The sequence below is a fragment of the Actinophytocola glycyrrhizae genome (genome assembly GCF_042653545.1).
In the GTDB taxonomy this organism is placed as follows: Bacteria; Actinomycetota; Actinomycetes; order Mycobacteriales; family Pseudonocardiaceae; genus Actinophytocola; species Actinophytocola glycyrrhizae.
On record NZ_JBHSIS010000007.1, the window covers coordinates 106071 to 129889 of the forward strand.

Annotated in this window: 24 protein-coding genes; 14 read left to right on the forward strand and 10 right to left on the reverse strand. The window is 70.5% G+C overall.

The features are described from left to right. Positions 1–105: 105 nt before the first annotated feature. From ACFPCV_RS16440 to ACFPCV_RS16455, 4 genes are all read left to right on the forward strand, one after another. Positions 106–711, forward strand: a complete 606-nt coding sequence (locus ACFPCV_RS16440) for a TetR/AcrR family transcriptional regulator (protein WP_378057044.1) — start codon at positions 106–108, stop codon at positions 709–711. A 194-nt stretch (positions 712–905) separates the two neighbouring features. Then, on the forward strand, positions 906–3062 hold the full coding sequence (locus tag ACFPCV_RS16445) for an ATP-binding domain-containing protein (protein ID WP_378057045.1): 2157 nt from the start codon (positions 906–908) through the stop codon (positions 3060–3062). Beyond that, positions 3059–3622, forward strand: coding sequence for an SRPBCC family protein (locus ACFPCV_RS16450; RefSeq protein WP_378057046.1), 564 nt, complete (start codon positions 3059–3061; stop codon positions 3620–3622). Before ACFPCV_RS16445 ends, ACFPCV_RS16450 begins: the two co-directional genes overlap by 4 nt. Positions 3623–3709: 87 nt before the next feature. Next, positions 3710–3979, forward strand: coding sequence for a hypothetical protein (locus ACFPCV_RS16455; protein ID WP_378057047.1), 270 nt, complete (start codon positions 3710–3712; stop codon positions 3977–3979). 25 nt (positions 3980–4004) lie between these two features. On the opposite strand, the gene ACFPCV_RS16460 is transcribed toward ACFPCV_RS16455, so the two are convergent. After that, positions 4005–5408, reverse strand: a complete 1404-nt coding sequence (locus ACFPCV_RS16460) for a cytochrome P450 (RefSeq protein ID WP_378057048.1) — start codon at positions 5406–5408, stop codon at positions 4005–4007. A gap of 2 nt (positions 5409–5410) precedes the next feature. Beyond that, the gene (locus ACFPCV_RS16465) at positions 5411–6601 is read right to left on the reverse strand and encodes a TetR/AcrR family transcriptional regulator (protein WP_378057049.1); all 1191 of its coding nucleotides are present in this window, start codon (positions 6599–6601) and stop codon (positions 5411–5413) included. A 227-nt stretch (positions 6602–6828) separates the two neighbouring features. On the opposite strand from ACFPCV_RS16465, the gene ACFPCV_RS16470 reads away from it, so the two are divergent. Both ACFPCV_RS16470 and ACFPCV_RS16475 read left to right on the forward strand, forming a co-directional pair. Beyond that, on the forward strand, positions 6829–8043 hold the full coding sequence (locus ACFPCV_RS16470; protein ID WP_378057050.1) for an acetyl-CoA C-acetyltransferase: 1215 nt from the start codon (positions 6829–6831) through the stop codon (positions 8041–8043). Between the two features lie 15 nt (positions 8044–8058). After that, a complete protein-coding gene (locus ACFPCV_RS16475; protein ID WP_378057051.1) occupies positions 8059–10218 on the forward strand; it encodes a 3-hydroxyacyl-CoA dehydrogenase NAD-binding domain-containing protein in 2160 nt (719 codons plus the stop codon). A gap of 145 nt (positions 10219–10363) precedes the next feature. On the opposite strand, the gene ACFPCV_RS16480 is transcribed toward ACFPCV_RS16475, so the two are convergent. From ACFPCV_RS16480 to ACFPCV_RS16515, 8 genes are all read right to left on the reverse strand, one after another. Continuing rightward, complete coding sequence (locus ACFPCV_RS16480; protein ID WP_378057052.1) at positions 10364–11788, reverse strand: beta-N-acetylhexosaminidase; 1425 nt, start codon at positions 11786–11788, stop codon at positions 10364–10366. Further along, positions 11785–12624 carry a carbohydrate ABC transporter permease gene (locus ACFPCV_RS16485; RefSeq protein WP_378057053.1) on the reverse strand — a complete coding sequence of 280 codons (840 nt, stop codon included), beginning with the start codon at positions 12622–12624 and terminating at the stop codon, positions 11785–11787. Before ACFPCV_RS16485 ends, ACFPCV_RS16480 begins: the two co-directional genes overlap by 4 nt. Beyond that, positions 12621–13520, reverse strand: coding sequence for a carbohydrate ABC transporter permease (locus tag ACFPCV_RS16490; protein WP_378057054.1), 900 nt, complete (start codon positions 13518–13520; stop codon positions 12621–12623). Before ACFPCV_RS16490 ends, ACFPCV_RS16485 begins: the two co-directional genes overlap by 4 nt. Next, positions 13520–14809, reverse strand: coding sequence for an extracellular solute-binding protein (locus ACFPCV_RS16495; RefSeq protein WP_378057055.1), 1290 nt, complete (start codon positions 14807–14809; stop codon positions 13520–13522). The genes ACFPCV_RS16490 and ACFPCV_RS16495 overlap by 1 nt, the downstream gene beginning before the upstream one ends. A gap of 94 nt (positions 14810–14903) precedes the next feature. Next, on the reverse strand, positions 14904–15302 hold the full coding sequence (locus tag ACFPCV_RS16500) for a DUF1707 SHOCT-like domain-containing protein (protein ID WP_378057056.1): 399 nt from the start codon (positions 15300–15302) through the stop codon (positions 14904–14906). 30 nt (positions 15303–15332) lie between these two features. Next, positions 15333–15959, reverse strand: a complete 627-nt coding sequence (locus ACFPCV_RS16505; RefSeq protein WP_378057057.1) for a bifunctional 4-hydroxy-2-oxoglutarate aldolase/2-dehydro-3-deoxy-phosphogluconate aldolase — start codon at positions 15957–15959, stop codon at positions 15333–15335. A gap of 1 nt (position 15960) precedes the next feature. Further along, positions 15961–17538 (reverse strand): N-acyl-D-amino-acid deacylase family protein, encoded by a 1578-nt coding sequence (locus tag ACFPCV_RS16510; RefSeq protein WP_378057058.1) that lies wholly within the window; start codon positions 17536–17538, stop codon positions 15961–15963. Then, positions 17538–18851: a type III PLP-dependent enzyme domain-containing protein gene (locus ACFPCV_RS16515; RefSeq protein WP_378057059.1), complete on the reverse strand. Its 1314-nt coding sequence runs from the start codon at positions 18849–18851 to the stop codon at positions 17538–17540. Before ACFPCV_RS16515 ends, ACFPCV_RS16510 begins: the two co-directional genes overlap by 1 nt. 111 nt (positions 18852–18962) lie before the next feature. On the opposite strand from ACFPCV_RS16515, the gene ACFPCV_RS16520 reads away from it, so the two are divergent. The 8 genes from ACFPCV_RS16520 (at position 18963) to pucL (ending at position 23818) form a co-directional block, all read left to right on the forward strand. Further along, positions 18963–19919: a sugar kinase gene (locus ACFPCV_RS16520; protein WP_378057060.1), complete on the forward strand. Its 957-nt coding sequence runs from the start codon at positions 18963–18965 to the stop codon at positions 19917–19919. Next, on the forward strand, positions 19916–20674 hold the full coding sequence (locus ACFPCV_RS16525) for an IclR family transcriptional regulator (RefSeq protein ID WP_378057061.1): 759 nt from the start codon (positions 19916–19918) through the stop codon (positions 20672–20674). The genes ACFPCV_RS16520 and ACFPCV_RS16525 overlap by 4 nt, the downstream gene beginning before the upstream one ends. Then, positions 20674–21054, forward strand: coding sequence for a RidA family protein (locus ACFPCV_RS16530; protein ID WP_378057062.1), 381 nt, complete (start codon positions 20674–20676; stop codon positions 21052–21054). Before ACFPCV_RS16525 ends, ACFPCV_RS16530 begins: the two co-directional genes overlap by 1 nt. A 271-nt stretch (positions 21055–21325) precedes the next feature. Next, positions 21326–21805, forward strand: a complete 480-nt coding sequence (locus tag ACFPCV_RS16535) for a DUF2975 domain-containing protein (protein ID WP_378057063.1) — start codon at positions 21326–21328, stop codon at positions 21803–21805. After that, positions 21805–22014: a helix-turn-helix domain-containing protein gene (locus ACFPCV_RS16540; RefSeq protein ID WP_378057064.1), complete on the forward strand. Its 210-nt coding sequence runs from the start codon at positions 21805–21807 to the stop codon at positions 22012–22014. Before ACFPCV_RS16535 ends, ACFPCV_RS16540 begins: the two co-directional genes overlap by 1 nt. Before the next feature lie 161 nt (positions 22015–22175). Beyond that, positions 22176–22667 (forward strand): 2-oxo-4-hydroxy-4-carboxy-5-ureidoimidazoline decarboxylase, encoded by a 492-nt coding sequence (uraD, locus tag ACFPCV_RS16545; protein ID WP_378057065.1) that lies wholly within the window; start codon positions 22176–22178, stop codon positions 22665–22667. Further along, entirely contained in the window at positions 22664–22960 is a 297-nt protein-coding gene (gene uraH, locus ACFPCV_RS16550) for a hydroxyisourate hydrolase (protein WP_378057066.1), read from the forward strand. Before uraD ends, uraH begins: the two co-directional genes overlap by 4 nt. Before the next feature lie 3 nt (positions 22961–22963). Continuing rightward, positions 22964–23818 carry a factor-independent urate hydroxylase gene (pucL, locus tag ACFPCV_RS16555; RefSeq protein WP_378057067.1) on the forward strand — a complete coding sequence of 285 codons (855 nt, stop codon included), beginning with the start codon at positions 22964–22966 and terminating at the stop codon, positions 23816–23818. Position 23819: the final 1 nt, after the last annotated feature.

The following is a 23819-nucleotide window of genomic DNA, read 5'->3' on the forward strand; positions in this document are numbered from 1 at the left end:
GCCGGCGGACCGCGGGTGGTTGGTGGCTGAGTGCCGTCACGTTCCCCTGAGGTCACTGCTGATCAGGCCCAGACATCTGCACAAAGATCCAAAGGACACGTTCCGATGACCGACGTTGTGCGTGAGCCGCGCCAGGACCGTAGCCGGGCCACCCGGCAGCGGCTCCTGGAGGCGGCCATCGAGTGCCTGGCCGAGGTGGGCTGGTCGGGCAGCACGGTGTCGGTGGTGGCGGAACGGGCGGGTGTCTCGCGGGGCGCCGCCCAGCACCACTTCCCGACCAGGGAGGACCTGTTCACCTCGGCCGTCGAGTACGTGGCCTCCGAGCGGCTCGCGGTGCTCCGGTCCAGGTCACTCGACCTGCCCGCGGGCCCGGACCGCACCCGGGCCGTGGTCGGCATGGTCGAGCTGATGTACACCGGCCCGCTGTTCCGCGCGGCGATCCACCTGTGGGTGGCCGCGTCGTCGGACGAGCGGCTGAAGGAACAGGTGGTCCTGCTGGAGGAACGGGTCGGCCGCGAGACACACCGGACGGCGCTGGAGCTGCTCGGCGTCGACGAGTCCCGTACCGGCGTGCGCGCCGCGGTGCAGGCGACGCTCGACATGGCCCGCGGTCTGGGCCTGGCCAACCTGCTCACGGACGACAGCAAACGCCGTCAGCGGGTGCTGGACCAGTGGTCGACCATGCTGGCGGTCGCACTGCACGAGGACTGACGCGCCTTCCAGAGCAGTCCGCCCTGCGCGGCCGCCAGAGCCGGCGGACCCGCGCCGACCGGCGGGTTTGGCATTGCCTCGAATGTAAGCAATAATCAAAAGCCGACTTTCCTGGGGATAACACAGGAATGCCGGAGTGGGTTGATTATAGCGGATGAGGGGCTCATTTGTCAAAAGGCGATTACGACGCGGAATTGTCGGCCGAGCGGGAACACATCGCGTCGTTGTACGCGCACCTGGACGCCGAACGGACGACCGCGTCCGGCAAACTCGACGGTGTGCTGCTCGACAGCACCGCCGAGACCACGGAGGCCCGGTGGGAGCGGGACGTGGCCGCGAACACGCTGACCAGGCGAATCGGGCTGCTCAGGGTCGCCGACAACGGACTGTGTTTCGGCAGGCTGGACCACATCGACGGCGAGACGACCTACATCGGCCGGCTGGGGTTGTTCGACGAGGAGAACGACTACGAACCGCTGCTCACCGACTGGCGGGCGCCGATCGCGCGGCCATTTTACGTGGCCACCGCCGCGAATCCGGAAGGTGTCACCCGGAGGCGGCATTTCCGCGCCCGAGGGCGGCGGGTGCTCGCATTTCACGACGACGTGCTCGCGCACGGGGTCGCCGACAGTGACGAGGTGTTGCTCGCCGCGCTGAACGCGCCCCGGTCGGAGACGATGGGCGACATCGTCGCGACGATCCAGGCCGAGCAGGACGAGATCATCCGCCTCGGCCGCAACGGCGTGGTCGTCATCGACGGCGGGCCAGGCACCGGCAAGACGGTCGTCGCGCTGCACCGGGTCGCCTACCTGCTGTACACGCACCGCGAGCGGATGTCCCGCCGCGGGGTGCTGATCATCGGCCCCAACACCGGTTTCCTCCGCTACATCGGCGGCGTGCTGCCCTCGCTCGGCGAGACCGACGTGGTGTTCGCGACGCCCGGTGAGCTGTTGCCGGACGTGAAGACCCGCGCTGGGGACCCGGACCGCGAGGTCAAGGGCAGGCTGGCCATGGTCGACCTGGTGCGTGCGGCCGTCGCCGACCGGCAGGAGGTGCCGGGGACGCCGATCGAGATCGAGCTGGACGACGTGACCGTCGAGATCGACGTCGCGGTCGCGGGCCGGGCGCGGGAGCGGGCCAGGAGCACCGGGCGCACCCACAACCGGGCGCAGGAGGTCTTCCGCGACGCGTTGATCCTGGAGCTGGCCGAGCAGGCCGTCGACCGGATCGGGGCGGGCTGGCTGGACGTCCGCGACACCCCGGACCTGGCCGGTGACCTGGCCGCCGACGTGCGCCGCGAGCTGATCTCCAGCGACGCGCTCGCCGCCGCGGTCGAGCTGCTCTGGCCCCGGCTGTCGCCGCGGCGGCTGTTCGCCGAGCTGTACACCTCGCCCGCGCGCCTGGCCGCGATCCGCGCGCCGGAGTCGTTCCTGCGGGAGCGCGGCGACGCGTGGACCGTGTCGGACGTGCCGCTGCTCGACGAGGCGGCGGAGCTGCTCGGCCCGTACGAGTCCGAGGAGGAGGCCGAGCAGACGCTGCGTGAGCAGGAGGCGTACGCGCGGGGCGTGCTCGACATCCTCGACACCGACGAGGACCCGGACGGTGAGCTGCTGCGTGCCGTCGACCTGATCGACCCGACGCAGCTGGCGCAGCGGCAGGAGGAGCGCGACCACCGGTCACTGGCCGAACGGGCGGCCGCCGACCGCGAGTGGACCTACGGGCACGTGGTGGTCGACGAGGCGCAGGAGCTGTCCGAAATGGACTGGCGGGTGCTGATGCGGCGGTGCCCCAGCCGGTCGGTGACCATCGTCGGCGACCTCGCGCAGCGCGAGTCGCCGGCGGGCGCCCGGTCGTGGGCGGCCATGCTCGACGAGTACGTGCCGAACCGGTGGACCTATCGGCAGCTCACCATCAACTACCGCATGCCGGCCGAGATCATGGACGTGGCCGCGTCGCTGCTGTCCACGATGGACACCTCGGCGCAGCCGCCGAAGTCCGTGCGGACGACCGGGGTGCCGCCGTGGTCGCGGCGCGCCACCGAGGACACGCTCGCCGAGGTGGTGACGGAGATGGTCGCGCGCATGGAGGAGGAGATCGGCGCGGGCACGGTCGCGGTGATCGCGCCGGACGGCTCGACGCTCAACGTGGACGCGCTGGTGCTGCCGCCCCGGTCGACCAAGGGACTCGAGTTCGACGGGGTGATCGTGGTCGAGCCCGCGACGATGGCCTCCGGCCCGGCGGGCACCGCGGAGCTGTACGTGGCGCTGACCAGGGCGACCCAGCGGTTGGGCGTGGTGCACACCGAGCCGTTGCCGGAGTACCTGAGGTTGCTGGAAGATGTGACCCCGTGAGGATCCTCGCCAGGACGGTGGCGCCCGCCGTCGATGCCCGTGCCCTGCTGCCGTGGACCACGGTGACCGACGACGGCCTGATCGCGGCCGACGTGCGGGAGCGTGAGTTCACGCAGCGCTGCCTGGAGATCGCGAACGCGGTCGACGAACTGGAGGGCCGTCCCGTACTGCGCTACGACGAGACCAGCACGTCGGTGGACATCGCCGCGCCCATGGACGAGGTGTTCGAGTCGCTCACCGACCGGGAGGTGTTCGCGCGCTGGTTCGGGCTGCCGCTGGCGATCGAGCTGTACCCGGGTGGCCGCTGGGAGATCGAGGGCGGCGGCCCGGTCGGCACGGTCGTCGAACTGGTCGCCGACCGTCGCCTCGTGCTGTCCGAGGACACCGGTGTCAGCACCTGGGAACTGTCCGAAGTGGACACCGGGACGCGGCTGTCGGTCGGCATGGTCCTGCGTGGCGGGCCGCCGCCGCCCGCGAGCTGGTGCGGGTGGCTGAGCGGGATCAACCAGCTCCGCCGGCTGCACGAGGTCCCCGACCGCTGCCCGATCTGGGTAACCTGACCGGGTGGACGTGCGCCGCGCGGGATCCACGGTGAGCTGGACGAGGTCCTGTTCCCGCTCACGCACGGCACCCTGTGGTACTCGGGCATGACGCCGGTCGCGCCGTTCGTGGTCAACGGCGCGGTCGCGTTGTCCGGTGCCGAATACACCGACGCCGTCAAACGCCTCACCGAACGGCTGGTCACCCTGCCGGACGCGGAACCGATCCCGTTCCGCCACCAGAACGGCGGCGACTACGACAGCCACCTCGTCCTCCGCGACGAGCACGCCCCCGGCGAGACCGGCGTCGGCATCCACTACGCGGCCGACGACGTGCACCGCGGCCGCACGGCCAGCGACACCGAGGCGCCGCGGTAGCGCTGCGCGCCGGTCTCCCCGGCGATCAGCGGCGCCTGAGCGAGATCGGCAACCCGTCCTTGGGCAACGGCAGCGCGGTCGGGTCCCAGCGCACGTCGTAGTCGGCGGGCACCGTCCACTCGAAACGGCGGACCAGCTCGTGCGCGATGGTCTTGACCTCCTGCGTGCCGAAATGCATGCCGATGCACTTGTGCACCCCGCCGCCGAAGGGCATGTACGCGAACCGGTGCGACTTGTCCTCGCGCCGGTCCTCGGCGAACCGCGACGGGTCGAAGCGGTGGGGCTCGGTCCAGTACTCCGGCAGCATGTGGTTGATCCACGCCAGCGTCGTCACGAACACCCCGGCCGGCAGGTGGTGACCGAGCAGCTCGGTGTCCTTCACGGTCTTGCGCACCATCCACGGCACCGGCGCCACGAGCCGCATCGACTCCTTCAGCACCAGGTCCAGCGTCGGCAGCCGGTCCAGGGTGGACACCGTGAGTGGCTCGTCGCCGAGCGCGACGGACTCCGCGCGCACCTGGTCCTGCCACTCCGGGTTCTTGCCGAGGTAGTACACCAGCGCCGACGTCGCGATGGTCGACGTGTCGTGTGCCGCCATCATCAGGAAGATCATGTGGTTCACGACGTCGTCGTCGGAGAACATCTCGCCCTCGTCGGTGCGGGCGTGGCACAGCGCGGCGAACAGGTCGTCGGAGTCCGACGCGCGCTTGGCGGGCAGGCTTCTGCGGAAGTAGTCCTCCAGGACCTTGCGGCCCGTGAGGCCCGCGCCCCAGCGGCCGATCGGCAACCGGATCAGCGCGGTGCCCGCCCGGACGGTGTCCACGAAGGCCTTCGTCAGCTTCCGCGAGTCGCCGCCGAGCGACGTGGCCATGAAGATCTTCGTCGCCACGTCCAGCGTCAGCTGCTTGAGCGCCGGGTACACCTTGACCGCGGTCCCGCCCTCCCACGTCGACACGCTGTCCCGCACCACGTCACCGACCTGCGCCATGTACGCCGACAGCCGGTCCGCGGTGAACGCGAGCTGCATGAGCCGCCGGTGGTAGATGTGCTCGTCGAAGTCCAGCAGCATCAGCCCGCGGTTGAAGAACGGGCCGATGAAGTACTCCCAGCCCTGCTGCGAGTACGCCTTGTCCCTGTTGGCCAGCACGACCTGCGTTGCCTCCGGCCCGGACGCCGACACGACGTCGACGCCGAACGCACGCACCCACGACACCGGGCCGTACCGGTCGTAGCGGCGCATCGCGTAGTCGAGACCGAGCCGCAGCATCTCCAGGCTGTGCCCCAGCACGGGCAGTCCCGGGTCGCCGGGGACGGGCTTGAGCCCGGCCGGTGGCGTGGCCAGGTCCTTCCGTGGCCACTCGCGGTCCATCAGCCACCGGTCGAACGCGTTCTTGTCCACCTCGTAAGGTGCACGCAGCGCAGTGGACATGGCTACCTCCCAGCGTCGAGAACCGTCACCGCCAGCTCGGTCAGTTCGGCCGCGATCCTCGGCCGCCGCAGCAGCTTCGGGGTGCGGGCCAGGTCGTTCACGATCGTGAGCGCCACGTGCACCACGACCTTCGCGTCGGGCTCCGGCAGCTCGGGCGCGACCGTGCGCAGCAGCCGGTACCAGTGACCGACGTAGTGCCGCTGCAGCCGCACCAGGTCCTTGCGGTCGCGTTCCGGCAGGTTGCGCAGCTCGTTGGCGAACGTGGCCATGATGTTGTCCGACCGCAGCACGGTGTCGACGTAGGACGTCGCGAGGTGGTGCAGTGCCTCCTGGGCGGGCAGCGTCATCGCGTGCGCCGCCGTGCGGGCGAGCCGGTCGGCCATCCGGTAGCCACCGGCGACCAGTATCGCAGCCTTGCCGGGGAAGTACCGGTAGATGCTCGGGCCCGCCATGCCCGCGCGGGCCCCGATGTCCTCCATGCTCACCGCCGCGTACCCGCGTTCGCGGAACAGCGAGATCGCGGCCGTCAGCAGCTCCTCGCGGCGGGAACCGGGCGTGGTGGGCGCGGGCTCCGGCTCCGGCACCGGCACCGGGTCCCCCCTCGGCACCTCCCACGATGTGATCGCGGACGCCAGCGTGACCAGCAGGTCCTCGAACCGGCGCCGCGGCGGGCTCGTGTGGTGGTCGGACAGGCTCCCGTACACCGACAGGGTGGCCCAGCAGAGCAGCTCGGCGTCGGACTTCGACAGCTCTGGCCGGGCGTCCCGCAGCGCGATGCCCCACTGGGCCATCAGCTCGGCACCCCGGTGCCGGATCTTGGTCCGGTCGGCCTCCGCGAGGTGACGGCCCTCCCAGCGCCACAGCGCCGTGATCTCGCGCCGGTCGACGGCGAGCTCGGCGACCGCGCGCAGCAGGGCGGCCAGCTGGTCGCCCGCGGTGCCGGTGGTCGCGAGCGCACCCTCGGTGACCAGGCCGAACGTGTCCATGCCGGACAACAGGACGTGGGCGAGGATGTCCTGCTTGCCCCGGAAGTGCCGGTAGACGGCCGGGCCGGTGACGCCGGCGGCCCGTGCGATGTCGTTGACGCTGACCTGGTGGTAACCGTGCTTGCGGAACAGCTCGGCCGCGGCGTCGGCGAGCTGGGCCTTGCGGTTGCGTGGCCGCCTTGCCTGCGGCCGGGAAGTCTCCGCCACGGTTCCTCCACGGTGCGGCGTACCCGCCCAACGCTATACCTGGGCGCGGGTTGTTGGCAAACCGCCAACGGGGCCCGAAGTGAACTCAGATTAGCGCGATGACGTGGATTTCGCCGCTGACCGTGAACGGAGTGTGGCCCACGCCCCAAATCGGGTGGCGATCGTTGACAACGACAGATCCAGTGCCAACATGTTAATCAGTATTAGCCCTCGAGAGGACCCCTAGCGTGGCTACCGAAGCATTCGTCTACGACGCGATCCGCACCCCGCGCGGCCGGGGCAAGAAGAACGGGTCGCTGCACGGAACCAAGCCGATCTCCCTCGTCGTCGGCCTGATCGACGAGCTCCGCAAGCGCAACCCCACGCTGGATGTCGACCGGGTCTCCGACCTGCTGCTCGGCGTCGTCACCCCCATCGGTGACCAGGGCAGCGACATCGCGAAGACCGCCGCGATCGCGGCCGGGCTGCCCGACACGGTCGGCGGCGTGCAGCTCAACCGCTTCTGCGCGTCCGGTCTCGAGGCCGTCAACATCGCCGCCCAGAAGGTCGCCTCCGGGTGGGACGAGGTCGTCATCGGCGGCGGCGTCGAGTCCATGTCGCGGGTCGCGATGGGCACCGACGGCGGCGCGTGGGCCATGGACCCGGCCACCGCCTACGACACCTACTTCGTGCCGCAGGGCATCGGCGCCGACCTGATCGCGACGATCGAGGGCTTCTCCCGCGATGACGTCGACGCCTACGCGGTGCGCAGCCAGCAGCTCGCGGCCAAGGCGGCGAGCAACGGCTACTTCGCGAACTCGATCATCCCGGTGGTCGACCAGAACGGCATCACGATCCTCGACCACGACGAGCACATGCGCCCCGACACCACCGTGGCGGGCCTGTCGAGCCTGAAGCCGTCGTTCGCGACGATCGGTGACATGGGTGGCTTCGACGCGGTGGCGCTGCAGAAGTACCACCACGTCGAGAAGATCGACCACGTGCACCACGCTGGCAACTCCTCCGGCATCGTCGACGGCGCCGCGCTGGTGCTCGTCGGCTCCGAGCAGGCGGGCAAGGACATGGGCCTGACCCCGCGGGCCCGCATCGTCGCCACCGCCACCTCCGGCGCCGACTCGACGATCATGCTGACCGGCCCGATCCCGGCGACCGAGAAGCTGCTCGCGAAGACCGGCCTGTCCGTCGACGACATCGACCTGTTCGAGCTGAACGAGGCGTTCGCGTCGGTGGTGCTGAACTACCAGCGCAAGCTGGGAATCCCGGACGAGAAGCTCAACGTCAACGGCGGTGCCATCGCCATGGGACACCCGCTCGGCGCGACCGGCGCGATGATCCTCGGCACCATGGTCGACGAGCTGGAGCGCCGTCAGGCGCGGCGTGCCGTGGTCACCCTCTGCATCGGCGGCGGCATGGGCGTCGCGACCCTCATCGAGCGCGTGTAAGGAAAGACGACCTCAATGACTGAGACCATTCGCTGGGAGAAGGACGCCGATGGCATCGTCGTCCTGACCATGGACGACCCGAACCAGTCGGCCAACACGATGAACCGCGACTACGCGGCGTCGATGCACGCCACGGTCGACCGCCTGTACGCCGAGTCCGACGACATCACCGGCGTGGTGATCACCTCGGCCAAGAAGACCTTCTTCGCGGGCGGCGACCTGAAGGACATGATCGAGGCCAAGGCCGACCAGGCCAAGGAGGGCTTCGAGTTCATCCAGGGCATCAAGGCGGACCTGCGCCGCCTGGAGACGCTCGGCAAGCCGGTCGTGGCGGCCATCAACGGCGCCGCGCTCGGCGGCGGCCTGGAGATCGCGCTCGCCACCCACCACCGCATCGCCGCGGACGTCAAGGGCAGCAAGATCGGCCTGCCCGAGGTCACGCTCGGCCTCCTGCCCGGTGGCGGCGGTGTCACGCGCACCGTGCGGCTGCTGGGCATCCAGAACGCGCTGCTGCAGGTGCTGCTGCAGGGCACGCAGTACAACCCGGCCAAGGCCAAGGAAGTCGGCCTGGTGAACGAGGTCGTCGGTTCGGTCGACGAGCTGCTGCCCAAGGCCAAGGAGTGGATCAGGGCCAACCCCGAGGCCGCGCAGCCGTGGGACGTCAAGGGCTACAAGATCCCCGGCGGCACCCCGTCGCACCCGGCGTTCGCGGCGAACCTGCCCGCGTTCCCGGCCAACCTGCGCAAGCAGCTCAAGGGCGCGAACATGCCCGCGCCCAAGGCGATCCTGTCCGCCGCGATCGAGGGCGCGCAGGTCGACATCGACACCGCGCTGACCATCGAGTCCCGGTACCTGCTTTCGCTGCTGTCCGGCCAGGTCGCGAAGAACATGATCAAGGCGTTCTTCTTCGACCTGCAGCACATCAACTCCGGCGGCTCCCGCCCGGACGGCTACGAGAAGTTCACCGCCCGCAAGGTCGGCGTGCTCGGCGCGGGCATGATGGGTGCGGGCATCGCATACGTGTGCGCCCGCGGCGGCATGGAGGTCGTGCTCAAGGACGTCTCGCAGGAGGCGGCCGACAAGGGCAGGGACTACTCGGTCAAGCTGTTCGAGAAGGCCGTGTCCAGGGGCAAGGTCACCCGTGAGAAGGCCGACGAGACCCTCGCGCGGATCACGCCGACCGCCAACCCCGAGGACCTCGCGGGCTGCGATCTCGTCATCGAGGCCGTGTTCGAGAGCACCGAGCTGAAGCACAAGGTGTTCGCGGAGATCGAGAACATCGTCGCGCCGGACGCCGTGCTCGGCTCCAACACCTCGACGCTGCCGATCACCGGCCTCGCCGAGGGCGTGAAGCGGCAGGAGGACTTCATCGGCCTGCACTTCTTCTCACCGGTCGACAAGATGCCGCTCCTGGAGATCATCGTCGGCGAGAAGACCTCCGACGCGACGCTGGCCAAGGCGTTCGACGTGGCGCAGCAGATCAAGAAGACGCCGATCGTCGTCAACGACTCGCGCGGCTTCTTCACCTCGCGCGTGATCGGCACGTTCATCAACGAGGCGGTCGCCATGGTCGCCGAGGGCGTGAACCCGGCCTCGGTGGAGCAGGCCGGTTCGCAGGCTGGCTACCCGGCGCCGCCGCTGCAGCTGCTGGACGAGCTGACGTTGACGCTGCCGCTGAAGATCCGCAAGGAGACCCAGGCCGCGATCGAGGCCGCGGGCGGCGAGTGGAACTCGCACGCGTCCGAGCCGATCATGGACCGGATGGTCGAGGAGTTCGACCGCAAGGGCAAGTCGTCCGGCGCGGGCTTCTACGAGTACGCGGACGGTAAACGGGCCGGCCTGTGGAAGGGGCTCTACGAACACTTCACCAGGGAAGGCCACCAGATCCCGTTCGAGGACATGAAGGAGCGGATGCTCTTCGCGGAGGCCCTCGAGACGGTCAAGTGCTTCGACGAGGGCGTGCTCCGGTCGGTGCCGGACGCCAACATCGGCTCGATCATGGGCATCGGCTTCCCGCCCTGGACCGGTGGTGTCATCCAGTACATCAACGGCTACGAGGGCGGCGTCGCCGGTTTCGTCGCGCGCGCCCGTGAGCTGGCGCAGCGCTACGGCGACCACTTCACCCCGCCCGCCTCGCTGGTCGCGAAGGCGGAAAAGGGCGAGAAGTTCGAGTAGACCGTTTCCGTTCGCTGCCGCCGCACCCCCCGGGGTGCGGCGGCAGCGGTGTTTCCGGCCGGTCCTCGGTGGACTGCCCTGAAAGGCGCGTTCAGGGCGCTCAACGCCCTGAACGCGCCTTTCAGGGCAACGAGCCGGTCCCCGGCTAGCGAGGGCGTCCCGGCACGCCGGGGCGGGTCTGCCACGGGTGCGGGCCCGCAGGCGGGCGGTACTCCACGCCCAGCGCGTCCAGCCTCGGCAGGTGGTGGGTGACCAGCCGTCGCTCGAACTCCTCGTACGTGCGCTCCGCCGGGCTCCATACCACCTCCGCGAACGCCGCCAGCCTCGGGAACGCCGCGTAGTCCACGCGCCGCGGCGAGTCCAGGTGCTCGGTCCACACCTGGGCCTGCGCGCCCAGCGCGGTCGGCAACGGCTCGTACGCGTACACGTCCGCCAACGTCCGCAGGTAACCCACCGGGATCGGCTCGTCGGGATGGTCGGACTGGCGGTGGTCCAGGTACAGGTGCTCCTCCGGGCACAGCACCACGTCGTGGCGTCCCGTGTCGACACCGAGGTGCCAGGCGCCGACGACCGTGCGTTCCGGCAGCGTGGGGCCGATGGCCTCGTCCCACACGTAACCCCTGCGGCCCAACGACTCCAGGTGCGTGATCAGCTGGGTCAGGAACCAGCCGTGCAGTTCGTCCACACCAGACAGACCGAGCTCCTCGGCGCGCTCGGCCGACGCCGGGTCGGTGGCCCACTGCGTGGCCGGGACCTCGTCGCCGCCGACGCAGATCACCTCCGACGGGAAGATCTCCGTCACGTGGGTGAGCACGCGGCGGTAGAAGTCCACCACCTCGTCGGTCATCGCGAGGACGTTGTCGTTGACGCCCCAGCGGGTCAGCACCTCCATGGGACGCCCCGTCACGCCTAGCCACGGGTACGCCGCGATCGCCGCCTGGCTGTGGCCTGGCACGTCGATCTCCGGCACCACCGTGATGTGCCGTTCCGCCGCGTACGCCACGATCTCCCGCAGGTCGTCGACCGGGTAGTACCCACCGTGTGGGCGGCCGTCGTGGTCGGGGGTCCCGTCGGGCCGGCGGCCGACCCAGGACCCCGCGCGCCACGCGCCCACCGTCGTCAGCCGGGGGAACTCCGGGACCTCGAAGCGCCAGCCCTGGTCGTCGGTCAGGTGGAGGTGCAGGACGTTCAACCGGTGCGCGGCCATCAGGTCAAGGAACCGCAGCAGCGCGTACTTCGGCATGAAGTGCCGCGCCACGTCGAGGAGGCAGCCGCGCCACCCGAACCGGGGCCAGTCCTCGACCACACCGCGGGGGAGCCGGCCAGTGACATGGTCCACCGCGCGGAACGCCGCCGGGCCGCGAAGTTGCCGCAGCGCCTGGGACGCGTAGAACTCACCGGCCGCGTCCGCCGCTTCGATCCGCACACCCTCGGCCGCGATGGTCAGCCGAAAACCCTCCGGCGGCAACGACGGGTCCGCCGCGAACACCGGCGCCCGCGCAGCCGGCACCGTCCCACCCGCCGACGTCACCCGCACCGGACGCGGCAGCAGCCCTTCGAACACGGTCATCCCTTCACCGCCCCCGCCATGCCGGACACCAGATGTCGTTGCACGATCAGGAAGAACGCCAGCACCGGCAGCGTCATCAGCGTCGAGCCCGCCATGATCGCACCCCAGTCCTGTTCCTCCGGTTTGAAGAACACCAGCAGCCCCAGCGGCAGTGTCCGGTTGTCGGTGCCGGAGATCAGGAACGTCTTCGCGAACAGGAAGTCGTTCCACGCGTGGATGAACGACACCACGCTCGCCGCCACCAGACCCGGTGCGACCAGCGGGAACAGCACCTGCCACGTGAACCGGAACCGGGAGGCGCCGTCGAGTGCCGCCGCCTCGGCCAGCTCGTCCGGCACGGTCGCGACGAACCCGCGCAGCAGCCAGATCGCGAACGGCAGGCTGAACGCCAGGTGCACCACCACGAGCGCGCCAAGCCGGTTCAGCCCGATCGCGGGCACCACCTCGCCGAACGAGCGCATCAGGAAGAACAGCGGGATCGTCAGCGCCTCCACCGGCACCATCTGCGCCACCAGCAACATCACGACCAGCACGGTGCGGCCGCGGAACCGGAACCTGGTCAGCGCCACCGCCGCCAGGAACGACACCACCAGCGACAGCGCGACCACCAGCAGCGCGACCACGAGGCTGTTCACGAAGTACAGCCCGAAGTTCTCCACGTCGAGCACACGCCGGAAACTGTCCAGAGTGGGCGCACCGGTCCACGGCCTCGGGTTCGCCGACTGCACCTCGCCCGCCGGTTTGAGCGCCGACAGCACCATCCAGTACAGCGGGAACGCCACCACCGCGGCGACCACCACGCACACGATGTCCACGACGAGCTGACCGCGCCTCACCGCGCACCTCGCTGCGCCCGCACGTACAGGCCCGTGATCATCAGCAACAGGGCGGTCATGACCACACCGATCGCCGCGCCGAGGCCGTACTGCTCACCGGCGAACGCCTTCTGGTACGCGAACACGTTGAGCACGAGGTTCTGCCCGGCCACGCCACCGCCGTTCGTCATCACGTAGATCTGGGTGAACACCTTGAAGTCCCAGATGATCGACTGGATCGTCGCGATCATCAGCAGTGGCCGCAGGATCGGCAGGATCACCGCCGTGGCCGTGCGGCGGGCCGACGCGCCGTCCAGCGCCGCCGCCTCCAGCACCTCGCCGGGGATCGCCCTGATGCCCGCGTACATCGTGACCAGCACGAACGGGAACGAGCACCAGATGATCTCCGCGGCGACCAGCCCGAACGCGGAGAACCGCTCGAAGGTCCACGAATGGCCGCGCATCCCGTCGAACCCGAGGCCCGCGAGCACCTCGTTGACCAGCCCGAAGTCCTGGTCGAACAGGAAGAGCCACACGTACGAGCCCGCCATGGTCGGCGTGGCCCACGCGCCGAGGGCGGCGAGGAACAGCAGCGTCCTCGGCACCGGGCGCGCGCGGGTCGCGAGCACGGCCAGCGCGGTGCCGACGAGCAGCGTGCCGACGACACAGACCGCGGCGAACACGATCGTCGCGGCCAGGACCTCCCAGAACCGCGGGTCGGACAGGAGCGTGACGTAGTTGCCCGCCCCGAGGAACAACAGCGGCGCCGCGCCGCTGGCCTGCGGTTGCCCGTAGTCGTACAGCGAGATGACGACCAGCTGGTAGAGCGGGTACGCCAGCAGCGCCAGCAGCACGACGGCGGCGGGCAGCAGGTACAGGAGTGCCGCGCGCCCGTCCCGCCGGTGGGCGAACGCCATCAGCTGCCGAAGGCTTCGTTCATCTCGGCCGCCGCCGCGCCGGTCGCCGCGGCCACGTCCAGCTGCCCGGTCGCGACCTGCTGGACCGCCGTGGGCAGCACACCAGCCGCGTCGATCTTCGTCCAGGCCGGGGTGGAGGGCACGAACCTGGTGCCACTCTGGACGGTCTCGATGAACGGTTCGAGGAACGGGTCCTCGGCGGCGACACGGTCCTGCACGTCGGTGAACGTCGGCATGTTGCCCATCGCGCCGTACATCTTCTCCTGGTACTTCTTGCCACCCAGCAGCCGCACGAACTTCAGCGCGAGCGCGTGTTTCGTGCTGGAGCGGAACACGCCGAGCAGGTTGCCGCCCGCGAACGCCGGTGCGATCGACCCGTTGTCCCTGCCGGGCAACGGGACCACGCCGTACCTGCCCTTGACGGCACCGGCGTCGACCGCGGCCCGGTTGAAGTCACCGCCGATCGTCATCGCGGCCTTGCCACCGGCGAACGCGGCGACGGACTGGCTGCCGGTGAGCTGTGCGCACGCGGCGGGCGGGCAGATGTCGTCGCTGATCAGTTCGGCGTACTGCGCCAGCCCCTGCCTCGCCTCCGCGGAGTCTATTGTGGACCGCCAGGTGTCGCCGTCCTGTTCGGCGACGTCGCCGCCGTTGGCCCAGATGTAGGGCAGGAGCGCGAACTGGTACTTGCCGCCGACCGCGATCCCGTACAGGTCCGGTTTCGCGGCGCGGACCGCACGTGCCGTCTCGGTCAGCTCGGCCAGCGTGGTCGGCGGCTCCAGACCGAGCTCAGCGAAGACGTCCGTCCGGTAGTAGAGCGCCCGGGTGCCGGTGAACCACGGCACGCCGTAGGTCCTGCCGTTCACCGTGGCGGTGTCGAGGACGTCCGGCACCAGGTCCTCGCTGTCGGCCCACGCGTCCAGGTCGGCGGTCAGGTCGGCGAAGCCGTTGGAGGCGGTGTAGCCCGCGAGGTCGGTGTTGCCGAACTCGGCGACGTCCGGTGCGCTCGCCTTGTCGTTGAAGGCACCGTTGAAGCGGGTGGCGCGGCCGTCGACGGGCAGGTACTCGACGTTGACGGTGACCCCGTCGTGTGCTTTCTCGAACTCCGCCCTCGCCTCGTCGACCACGGCTTCCTTGGCGGCGTTGGACGCTTCCTGGAAGAGCCACACTCGGAGCTCCCCGGTGGTCTCCCCGCTCTGCTCCGGTGTCTCGTTCGACGCTTGTGGTGGTGCGCAACCGATGGCGAGCGCGCCGAGAGCGGCGATGGCCAGCGTCCGTCGGAACCTCATGGTGGGACCTCCGTTGCACTATGCGCAATGGACGTTCTGCACTCTGCAACGGATGCTAGAGACGTGCCACCACCGGCACAAGGGTCTGGACCAATCAGCGCGCGCCGAACAGGACCGTCACGACGACGACGAGACAACCGAGAACGATCGCGGGCACCCACCACCCGGCGGCCAGCGCACCGAGCACGATCAGCCCGCCACTACCGAGGAAGACCCCGGTCCCGTTGCTGCGCCCCTCGGGCGTCCCGGCCACCGGACGGCTGCCGGGGCTCGCCTGCCAGGCGTCGCGTTCCTCACCGATCAACGGGTGCGGCGATGGCAGGTCGGCGAACAACGCGCGCAGGTCGGCCCTGGTCTGCGCGACCCGCACGAGCCCGCGACGACGCTCGTGTTCGGCCGTCGTCAGGTGCTCCTCGTCCCGGTGCTCGGCCAGCGCCGACAGCGCCGTCCTGCGGTCGGCGCTGTCCACCCAGAGTTCGTCGTCGTCATTCATGCCCGGCCGACGATACCGACCTCCGCGCCCTCACGTCCCGGTGCCCATGGCCGCCAGGAACTCCCTCGCGCGGCGTCCGATCTCCTCGAACATGGACTCGGCGGCCAGTTCCGGGCCAACCACACCGCTTCCGGCGGTCACCGCGAGCGCGCCGCCCGCGAGGTACTCCGCCGCGTTCTTCGCGTTCAGGCCGCCGGTGGCCACCAGGGGCACGTCCGGGAACGGGCCGTGCAGGTCGGCGAAGTACGCGGGGCCGAGCCGGGCCGCGGGGAACACCTTCACTGCCGTCGCACCCAGGTCGACCGCGGTCGCCACCTCCGTGGGGGTCATCGCGCCGAGCACGACCGGGATCCGCGCCCGCACCGCCTCCGCCGCGACCGAGGGACGCAGGCCAGGGGTGAGCAGGAACGTCGCACCGGCGTTGATCGCGTCGCGGGCGTCCCGGTCGGACATCACCGTGCCCGCACCGAGGATCAGACCGTCCACCTGGGACGCTCGCTCGATCAGGCGCGGCGCGTCCGGGGTGGTCAGCGCGAACTCGACGATCGGCATGCCCGCGTCGACGAGTGTCCGCGCGAGCCCGACCGGGTCGGGGATCTCGGGCGCGCGGATGATGCACAGCGCGCGCCGCGCGGTCAGTTCGGCGAGCAGGTCCATGTCAGACTCCCTTGTTGCGGATCGAGCGGCCGGCGAGCGCGCCGGTGTGCCTGCCGTCGTCGATGACGGGAACGCCGTTCACCAGGACGTACGGGATGCCCGCCGCGGGTGAGCGCGGATCGTCGAACGTGGCCGTGTCGGCCACCGTCGCCGGGTCGAACAGCACGAGGTCCGCGGCATACCCCTCGCGCACGAACCCCCGGTCGGTCAGTCGCAGCCGCCGCGCCGCGGCTCCGGTCAGGTGCGCGACGCATTCCTCCAGGCCGAGCACCCCCAGCTCACGCACGTACCGCGCCAGGTAACGGGGGAACGTGCCCCACGCCCTGGGATGCGGCCGGTCGCCGACCAGCAGCCCGTCGCTGCCGCCGGTGTGCGCGGGGTGCCGCATGATCGCGCGCACGTTGTCCTCGTGGCCGACATGCATGAGGCACGACGTGCCGAGCCGTTCCGACACCAGCGTGTCGAAGTACAGCTCGGCCGGTGTCCTGCCCGCCGCCCGTGCCGACGCCGCGACGGACTTCCCGACCAGGTGGGCGTTCTCGGCGCGGCGGACGCCGTTAACCTCGATCGACTCCCAGTCGACCGGCACGCCGTGACAGCCGTCGCAGCCGTGGTCCTCGAGGTCGGCGCGGATCCGCTCCCGGCTGTCTACATCGGACAGCCGGGCGATGGTCGCGGCCGGGCCGCCCTCGGTGGCCCAGCTCGGCAGCAGCGCGGACAGGTAGGTCGCGCCCGGCAGGTACGGGTAGGTGTCGAGCGTGATGTCGCAGCCGTCCGCGATCGCGTTGTCCAGCAACGACAACAGCTCACCGGCGCGGCCGGAGTTGACCGGGAAGTTCATGGTGGCGTGCGCGAGGTGCAGCGGGCAGCCGGACCGCCGTGACACCTCGACCATCTCCGCGTACGCCGCCAGCGCACCGGCGCCGTAGCTGCGGTGGTGCGGGCTGTGGTAGCCGCCGCCCTTCCCGACGACCTCGCACAACGCCACCAGCTCGGCGGTGTCGGCGTACATGCCCGGGGGGTAGGTGAGCCCGGACGACATGCCCATCGCACCCTCGGCGAGCCCGGTCGCGACCAGCGCCCGCATCCGGTCCACTTCGGACTCCGTGGCCGGGCGCGCTGCCCAGCCCACCACTAGCATCCGCACCGTTCCCTGCGGCACGAGGTACGCCGCGTTCACCGCGATGCCGCGGTCGAGCCGGTCCAGGTACTCGCCGACGCCGCGCCAGTCCCAGTCGAAGCCGGGCGGGTCGTCGTTCCACCCGGCGAGCTGGGTGCGCAGGACCGCGAGGGTGTCGTCGTCGACCGGCGCGTAGGACAGCCCGTCCTGGCCGAGCACCTCCAGCGTGACACCCTGCGAGACCTTCGCCAGGTGTCCGGGGTTCGCGAGCACCTGCAGGTCGGAGTGGCTGTGCATGTCGATGAACCCGGGTGCGAGGACCAGTCCGTCCGCGTCCACCACACGCCCGCCGCCCGCGTTGCCCACCGCCGTGATCCGACCACCGTCGACGGTCACGTCCGCTCGGTACGACGGGCCGCCGGTACCGTCGACCACCGTCGCACCGAGGAACGTGAGCATCAGAAGAACGTCCGTATGAGGTCGACCACGGTCTCGCCGTCGGCGCCGACCATCGGCACCATCGGCACCTTGTCGAACGTCGTGCACGGATGGGACAGCCCCAGCCCGACCCAGTCGCCGACCGCCAGCGCCGCGTCCGCGCCGAGCCGGACGAACCCGTGCTGGTCGTTGACCTTCGTCACCACGCAGCCGGTCAGCGGTGCGGTCACGCCACCCGCGCGCCGCAGTTCGGGCACCGGCAGGTCGATGTCGTAGGGCACGTCCCGCTTGCCCGCGGTGATGAACGCGAGCCGCGGCTCGGGCCGCGAGTTGACCTGCGCCCACGCCCGCACCGCCGGCCGCAGCCGCGCGCCGTCGAGCCGGGGCCGCGCGCCGAGCGGGGAGTTGCGCTCGTAGAACCCCTCGTCGTGCGTCAGGTACGCGCCGCTGCGCAGCACGGGCAGCACGGGCAGCCCGTCCGGCCACGGCGCGCCGAGCACGTCGACGACCTGGTCGAAGAACGCGCTGCCGCCCGCGGTCACGACCACCTGGTCGACGCCTGCGAAGTGCCCGCGTTCGGCGAGGTCCACCGCCAGCGCCCGCAGCCCGGTCAGATGGGAGTGCACGGCCGCGAGCCCGTCCGTCGTTGCGTCGCCCGCCACCGCGCCCTCGTAGCTCGCGACGCCGGTCAGGCGCAGCACCGGGCTCGCCGCGACCGCCTCGGCCACCGCCAGCGCGGCGGCGCGGTCGCGGCACCCGGTGCGCCCGCCCGGCACGCCGAGCTCGATCAGCACGTCCACCGGTCGCGACGGCGCCGCCTCGCGCAGCGCGGCCGTCATCAGCTCGACACCCCGTTCGGTGTCGGCCCAGCACCAGAACTCGAAACCGGCGTCGCGGTCCAGCTCACCGGCGAGCCAGCGGAGCGCGGCCGCGTCGACCAGTTCGTTCGCGAGGATCACCCGGTTCACGCCGAACGCGCGGTAGATCCGCAGCTGGCTCGCGTTCGCCGCGGTCTGCCCCCACGCGCCGTGCGCGAACTGGCGCGCGAACAGCTGCGGCGCCATCGTGGTCTTGCCGTGCGGTGCGTGGGCGAAACCGTGGCGCGCGCACAGGTCGGCCATGGTGGCGATGTTGTGGGTGAGCGCGGGTTCGTCGAGGACCGTGACCGGTGGGAGGAAGCCGTCACGGAACAGGTTCAGCCGTCGGTCCCTGGCGTCCCGGATGGACGATCCGGACAGCGAAGCCGGGATTGCCTTGAATCGCCAGTCGATCCGCTCGTCGAGAAGAGCGTCGAGGGCGGCGGGGTCCAGCCTGCCCGGGGTGATCTGCGGCATTCGCCCACCTCATATTGCGTATCGTGCAACGGCTATTGCGCTATGTGCCACAAAGGTGTGTAGCATCTCCTCGGCCGACCAGTCAACGGCGTGAAGGGGTGGCCGGTAGGCATGCCAGACGTGCTCTGTCTCGGTGAGACCATGGCCATGTTCGTGCCCGCCGAACCCGGTCCGCCCGCCGAGGTGACGACGTGGCACCGCACGGTCGGCGGCGCCGAGTCCAATGTGGCCTGTCACGTTGCCGCGCTCGGACTGCGGGCGGCGTGGGTGAGCGCGGTCGGCGACGACGCGTTCGGCACGGCGATCACCGCGGCGATCGCCACGTTCGGCGTCGACGTGTCCGGTGTCGCGGTCGACGAGGACCGGCCGACCGGCCTGTACGTCAAGGAACGCGACGTCTCGGGCAGCCCGGTCCGCTACTACCGCCGCGGTTCCGCCGCTTCCGGCATGGGCCCGGCACTGCTCGACTCCCTCGCGCTCGACGGGGTGCGGGTCGTGCACACCAGCGGGATCACGCCCGCACTGTCGGACAGCTGCCTCGCGCTGATGGACCACCTGGTGCACCGGCCGAGGACGTTCACGCTGTCGTTCGACCTCAACTGGCGGCCCCGGCTGTGGTCCGACCGCGACCCGTCGGTGCTGCGGGACCTCGCCGCCGCGTCGGACGTCGTGTTCGTCGGCGCCGACGAGGCCAAGCTCGTGTGGGACGTCGAGCAGCCGGAGGAGATCCGTGCGCTGCTGCCGGAACCGGCGACGCTCGTGGTCAAGCAGGGCGCGGCTGGCGCGACCCTCGTCGAGGGCGGCGACGTGCTGTTCCAGCCCGCGCTGAAGGTCGACGTGGTCGAGCCGGTCGGCGCCGGTGACGCGTTCGCCGCCGGGTTCCTGTGGGCGACCCTCGCCGGGCAGTCGCCGAGGCGGCGGCTGCGGGCCGGGCACCTGCGTGCCGCCACCGCGCTGCGCACCCACCACGACGTCGGCCCGTCCCTGCCGCCTGCGTACGTGGCCGCGATGCTGCGCGCGTCCGAGGCCGAGTGGGCCGCCGCGCACGTGACCGGAGACCTGCTGTGAGTCAGAGCCTCGACCGTGCGCTGGTGCTGCTCGACGAGCTGGCGAACGGTCAGCGGACCCTCGACGAGCTGGCGATGCGGCTCGACGTGCACAAGACGACCGTGCTGCGGCTGCTGCGCACGCTCGAGTCGCACCGGTTCGTGCAGCGCGACGGGGTCCGGTACTACCGGCTCGGCACGTCGCTGTTCGAGCTGGCGTTCCGTGCGCTCGACGAGCGGGACGTGCGGCGCAGCGTGGAGCCCGCGCTGCGCGGCCTGAACGCCGAGACCGGGCACACCGTGCACCTCGCGACCTACGAGGACGGTGAGGTGATCTACGTCGACAAGTACGAGAGCCGCCACAACGTGCGGATGTACTCCCGCATCGGCCGCCGCGCGCCGCTGCACTGCACGGCGGTGGCGAAGGTGCTGGTGGCCGCGTTGCCCGAGGACGAGCGCGGGGCGCTCGCCGCGTCGCTCACGTACGAGAGGATGACCCCGAACACGATCACGACGCCGCGCGCGTACCTGGCCGAGCTGGACCGGGTGGCGGCGCGGGGTTACGCGATCGACGACGAGGAGCACGAGGAGCACATCCACTGCGTGGCCGCGCCGGTGCGCGGGGCGCGGGGTGAGGTGCTCGCCGCGTTGTCGCTGTCGGTGCCGCAGGTCGTGCTCGACCTGGACGGTCTGCTGGAGCTGGTGCCCGCGCTGCTGGCCGCGGCGTCGGCGGCGTCCGCCGAGTGTGGTTACCCGCAAACGAGGAGGAACAACTGATGGCGAAGGTCGCGATCCACCCGGAGGGCACGAAGATCCCGACGGTGCCGCTCACGCACGGCATCCGCAAGGGCAACATCCTGCAGGTGGCCGGCCAGGTGGCGTTCCACCCCTCGACGAACGAGATCGTGGGCACCACGGTCACCGAGCAGACGCGCCAGGTCATGCACAACGTGCGGGCGATCCTGGAGGCCGGCGGCGCGACCCTCGACGACGTGGTGATGTGCCGCGTCTACCTGACCGACACGGCCCACTTCGGCGAGATGAACGACGCGTACCGAGAGTTCTTCGAAGAGTCCTTCCCAGCCCGCACCACAGTCTACGTAGGCCTCCCAGAAAACCTCCTGGTAGAGATCGACGCACTAGCCGTCCTGGACTAACCCCCGCGCGAGTCCCCCATCCGGAACCCGCGAGTCCCCGGTTCGGAACCGGTGAGTTGGCGGTTCGCGACACAACCGTTCGTGCCGAACCGTCAACTTCGCGGTCCTGAACGGGGAACTCGCGGGTCCTGAACGCGGGACTCGCGAGTTCTGAACCGGGGACTCGCGGGTTCTGGACGGGGGACTCGCGGGTTTGGGGTGGGGCTTGTGTGTGTGGGGGGGGTGGGGTTGGTCGATTGACTTTCGATAGATGGGTGTTGATAATCGATGTATGTTGTCTGTGTATCGAGTTGTCGTGCCGCTTCGGGTGTTCCTTGTCGTGCTGTTCGGGGTGCTGGTTCTGTTCCAGGTCATGTCGCTGCCGGGGCAGTTCGCGCACATGGCACGGGAGAACCCCGACCTCGCCTACCTGCGGTGGCCGGCGACCGTCGTGACGATCTTCTGGGTGCTGTGCGTTCAGGTGGTGATCGTGGCCACCTGGAAGCTGCTCACCCTGGTCAGGCAGGACAAGATCTTCACGCCGGGTGCCATGGTGTGGGTGAACGCGATCGTGGCGGCCATCGGCGCGGGCTGGGCGGTGCTGGTCGGCGTGTTCCTGTACGTGGGGTTCAACGCCGACGACCCCGGCCTGCCGCTGCTGCTGTTCCTGCTGACGACGGGGGTCACCGCGCTGGGGCTGTTGATGATCGTGATGCGCGCGCTGCTGCGCCAGGCCACCACGCTGCGCACCGACATGGAAGCGGTGATCTGATGCCGATCGTCGTGCGCATCGACGTCGAGCTGGCCAAGCGCAAGATGAGCGTCGGCGAGTTCGCCGAACGCGTCGGGCTCACCCCGGCGAACGTCGCGGTGCTGAAGAACGGCAGGGCCAAAGCGGTGCGCTTCTCCACCCTGGAGGCCATGTGCCGGGTGCTCGACTGCCAGCCCGGCGACCTCCTCGAGTGGGTGGACGAGGAGTGAAACCACCCGCCCGGGCCGTGGTCGTGCCGATGCTCGGCCACGGCCGCGACGTCCGGGACCGGGCGCCGTCGTTCGTGTGGACGTGATCGCACCTGCGAACGTTGTGCGAGTCCACCCGGGAGACACTGTCGGCCAGCGACAACGCCGGTACAGTGCCGAGGATGTCCGATGATTCACCGCTCGACCGGCTGAACGCCGAGGAGCCCGCGGCCGCGGAGCACGACCTGCTCGCCTGCTGCGCGTCCCGTCGCTGGGCCGACGAGATCCTCGCCCGGCGCCCGTACCACGACCTCGCGCAGCTGCGCGCCGTCTCCGAGCAGGTCCTCCGCGCGCTCGACTGGGCCGACGTCGAGCACGCGCTCGCCGCCCACCCACGCATCGGGGAGCGCGCGACCGGGTCCGGCCCCGAGGCCGCCTGGTCCCGTGCCGAACAGGCAGGCGCCGCCCCCAGCGAGGACCTCGTGGCGGGCAACGTCGTGTACGAGGAGCGGTTCGGCCACGTCTTCCTCATCTGTGCCACCGGCATGACCGGTGAGCAGATCCTGACCGCCCTGCGCACCCGCCTCGGCAACGACCCGGCGACCGAACGCGACGTGGTCCGCGAGGAGCTGCGCAAGATCGTGGACCTGCGGCTCGGGAAGGCGTTCTCATGAGTCTCTCCACCCACGTGCTGAACACGAGCGAGGGACGGCCGGCCTCGGGGGTCCCCGTGCGGCTCGAGCTGCACGACGCGGGCTGGCGCACCATCGCCGACGGGCACACCGACGACGACGGGCGCATCTCCGGCTGGGACACCGCCGAGCCCGGCGTGTACCGGCTCGTCTTCGAGATCCGCGGCGAGTTCTACCCAGAGGTCACCGTCGCCTTCCGGGTCACCGACGACAGCCACTACCACGTGCCGCTGCTCATCAGCCCGTACGGCTACTCGACCTACCGGGGGAGCTGACCCATGGAAATCCGCCTTGGTGACAACCAGTACGGCAAGGCCGAGACCCGTCTCGTGCGGGTCGACCGGCACCCCGACCGCCACGAGGTCACCGACCTCAACGTCAGCACCGCGCTGGCAGGCGACCTCGCCGCCACGCACCTGACCGGCGACAACGCCGGCGTGCTGCCCACCGACACGCAGAAGAACACCGTCTACGCCTTCGCCCGCGACGGGATCGGCGCCATCGAGGCGTTCGCGGCACGGCTCGCGCGGCACTTCGTCGACACGACACCGACGATCCACCGCGCCCGCGTGCGGATCGAGCAGTACAGCTGGGAGCGGGTCGCGCACCACTCGTTCATCCGCAACTCGGGCACCCGCACCACGACCGTCACCTACGACGGCGCCGCCGTGACCGTGGTGTCCGGCGTGGACGACCTGGTGGTGATGAACACGACCGGGTCGGAGTTCCACGGCTTCCACAAGGACAGGTACACCACCCTCGCCGAGACCGACGACCGCATCCTCGCCACCGCAGTGCGTGCCGACTGGCGGCACATGACCGCGGAGGGCACCGACTGGAACGACTCGCACCGGGAGGCGACCAGCCACCTCGTCGACGCCTTCGCCGACACGCATTCCCTTTCGCTGCAGCAAACCCTGCACGCGATGGGCGAACGGGTGCTGCGGCACCGGGAGGAGCTGGCCGAGGTGCGCCTTTCGCTGCCGAACAAGCACCACTTCCCCGTCGACCTCTCTGCGTTCGAGCTGGACAACCCCGGCGAGGTGTTCTTCGCGGCCGACCGGCCCTACGGGCTCATCGAGGGCTCCGTGGTGCGGGACGGCGCGCCGGAGCCCGGTCTCGCGTGGTGGTGAC

Coding starts and splice junctions, on each gene's coding strand:
- ACFPCV_RS16440 (WP_378057044.1), top strand. CDS start 106: ATGACCGACGTTGTGCGTGAGCCGCGCCAGGACCGTAGCCGGGCCACC.
- ACFPCV_RS16455 (WP_378057047.1), top strand. CDS start 3,710: ATGACGCCGGTCGCGCCGTTCGTGGTCAACGGCGCGGTCGCGTTGTCC.
- ACFPCV_RS16460 (WP_378057048.1), bottom strand. CDS start 5,408: ATGTCCACTGCGCTGCGTGCACCTTACGAGGTGGACAAGAACGCGTTC.
- ACFPCV_RS16475 (WP_378057051.1), top strand. CDS start 8,059: ATGACTGAGACCATTCGCTGGGAGAAGGACGCCGATGGCATCGTCGTC.
- ACFPCV_RS16480 (WP_378057052.1), bottom strand. CDS start 11,788: ATGACCGTGTTCGAAGGGCTGCTGCCGCGTCCGGTGCGGGTGACGTCG.
- ACFPCV_RS16490 (WP_378057054.1), bottom strand. CDS start 13,520: ATGGCGTTCGCCCACCGGCGGGACGGGCGCGCGGCACTCCTGTACCTG.
- ACFPCV_RS16495 (WP_378057055.1), bottom strand. CDS start 14,809: ATGAGGTTCCGACGGACGCTGGCCATCGCCGCTCTCGGCGCGCTCGCC.
- ACFPCV_RS16500 (WP_378057056.1), bottom strand. CDS start 15,302: ATGAATGACGACGACGAACTCTGGGTGGACAGCGCCGACCGCAGGACG.
- ACFPCV_RS16505 (WP_378057057.1), bottom strand. CDS start 15,959: ATGGACCTGCTCGCCGAACTGACCGCGCGGCGCGCGCTGTGCATCATC.
- ACFPCV_RS16510 (WP_378057058.1), bottom strand. CDS start 17,538: ATGCTCACGTTCCTCGGTGCGACGGTGGTCGACGGTACCGGCGGCCCG.
- ACFPCV_RS16515 (WP_378057059.1), bottom strand. CDS start 18,851: ATGCCGCAGATCACCCCGGGCAGGCTGGACCCCGCCGCCCTCGACGCT.
- ACFPCV_RS16520 (WP_378057060.1), top strand. CDS start 18,963: ATGCCAGACGTGCTCTGTCTCGGTGAGACCATGGCCATGTTCGTGCCC.
- ACFPCV_RS16530 (WP_378057062.1), top strand. CDS start 20,674: ATGGCGAAGGTCGCGATCCACCCGGAGGGCACGAAGATCCCGACGGTG.
- ACFPCV_RS16535 (WP_378057063.1), top strand. CDS start 21,326: ATGTTGTCTGTGTATCGAGTTGTCGTGCCGCTTCGGGTGTTCCTTGTC.
- ACFPCV_RS16540 (WP_378057064.1), top strand. CDS start 21,805: ATGCCGATCGTCGTGCGCATCGACGTCGAGCTGGCCAAGCGCAAGATG.
- uraD (WP_378057065.1), top strand. CDS start 22,176: ATGTCCGATGATTCACCGCTCGACCGGCTGAACGCCGAGGAGCCCGCG.
- uraH (WP_378057066.1), top strand. CDS start 22,664: ATGAGTCTCTCCACCCACGTGCTGAACACGAGCGAGGGACGGCCGGCC.
- pucL (WP_378057067.1), top strand. CDS start 22,964: ATGGAAATCCGCCTTGGTGACAACCAGTACGGCAAGGCCGAGACCCGT.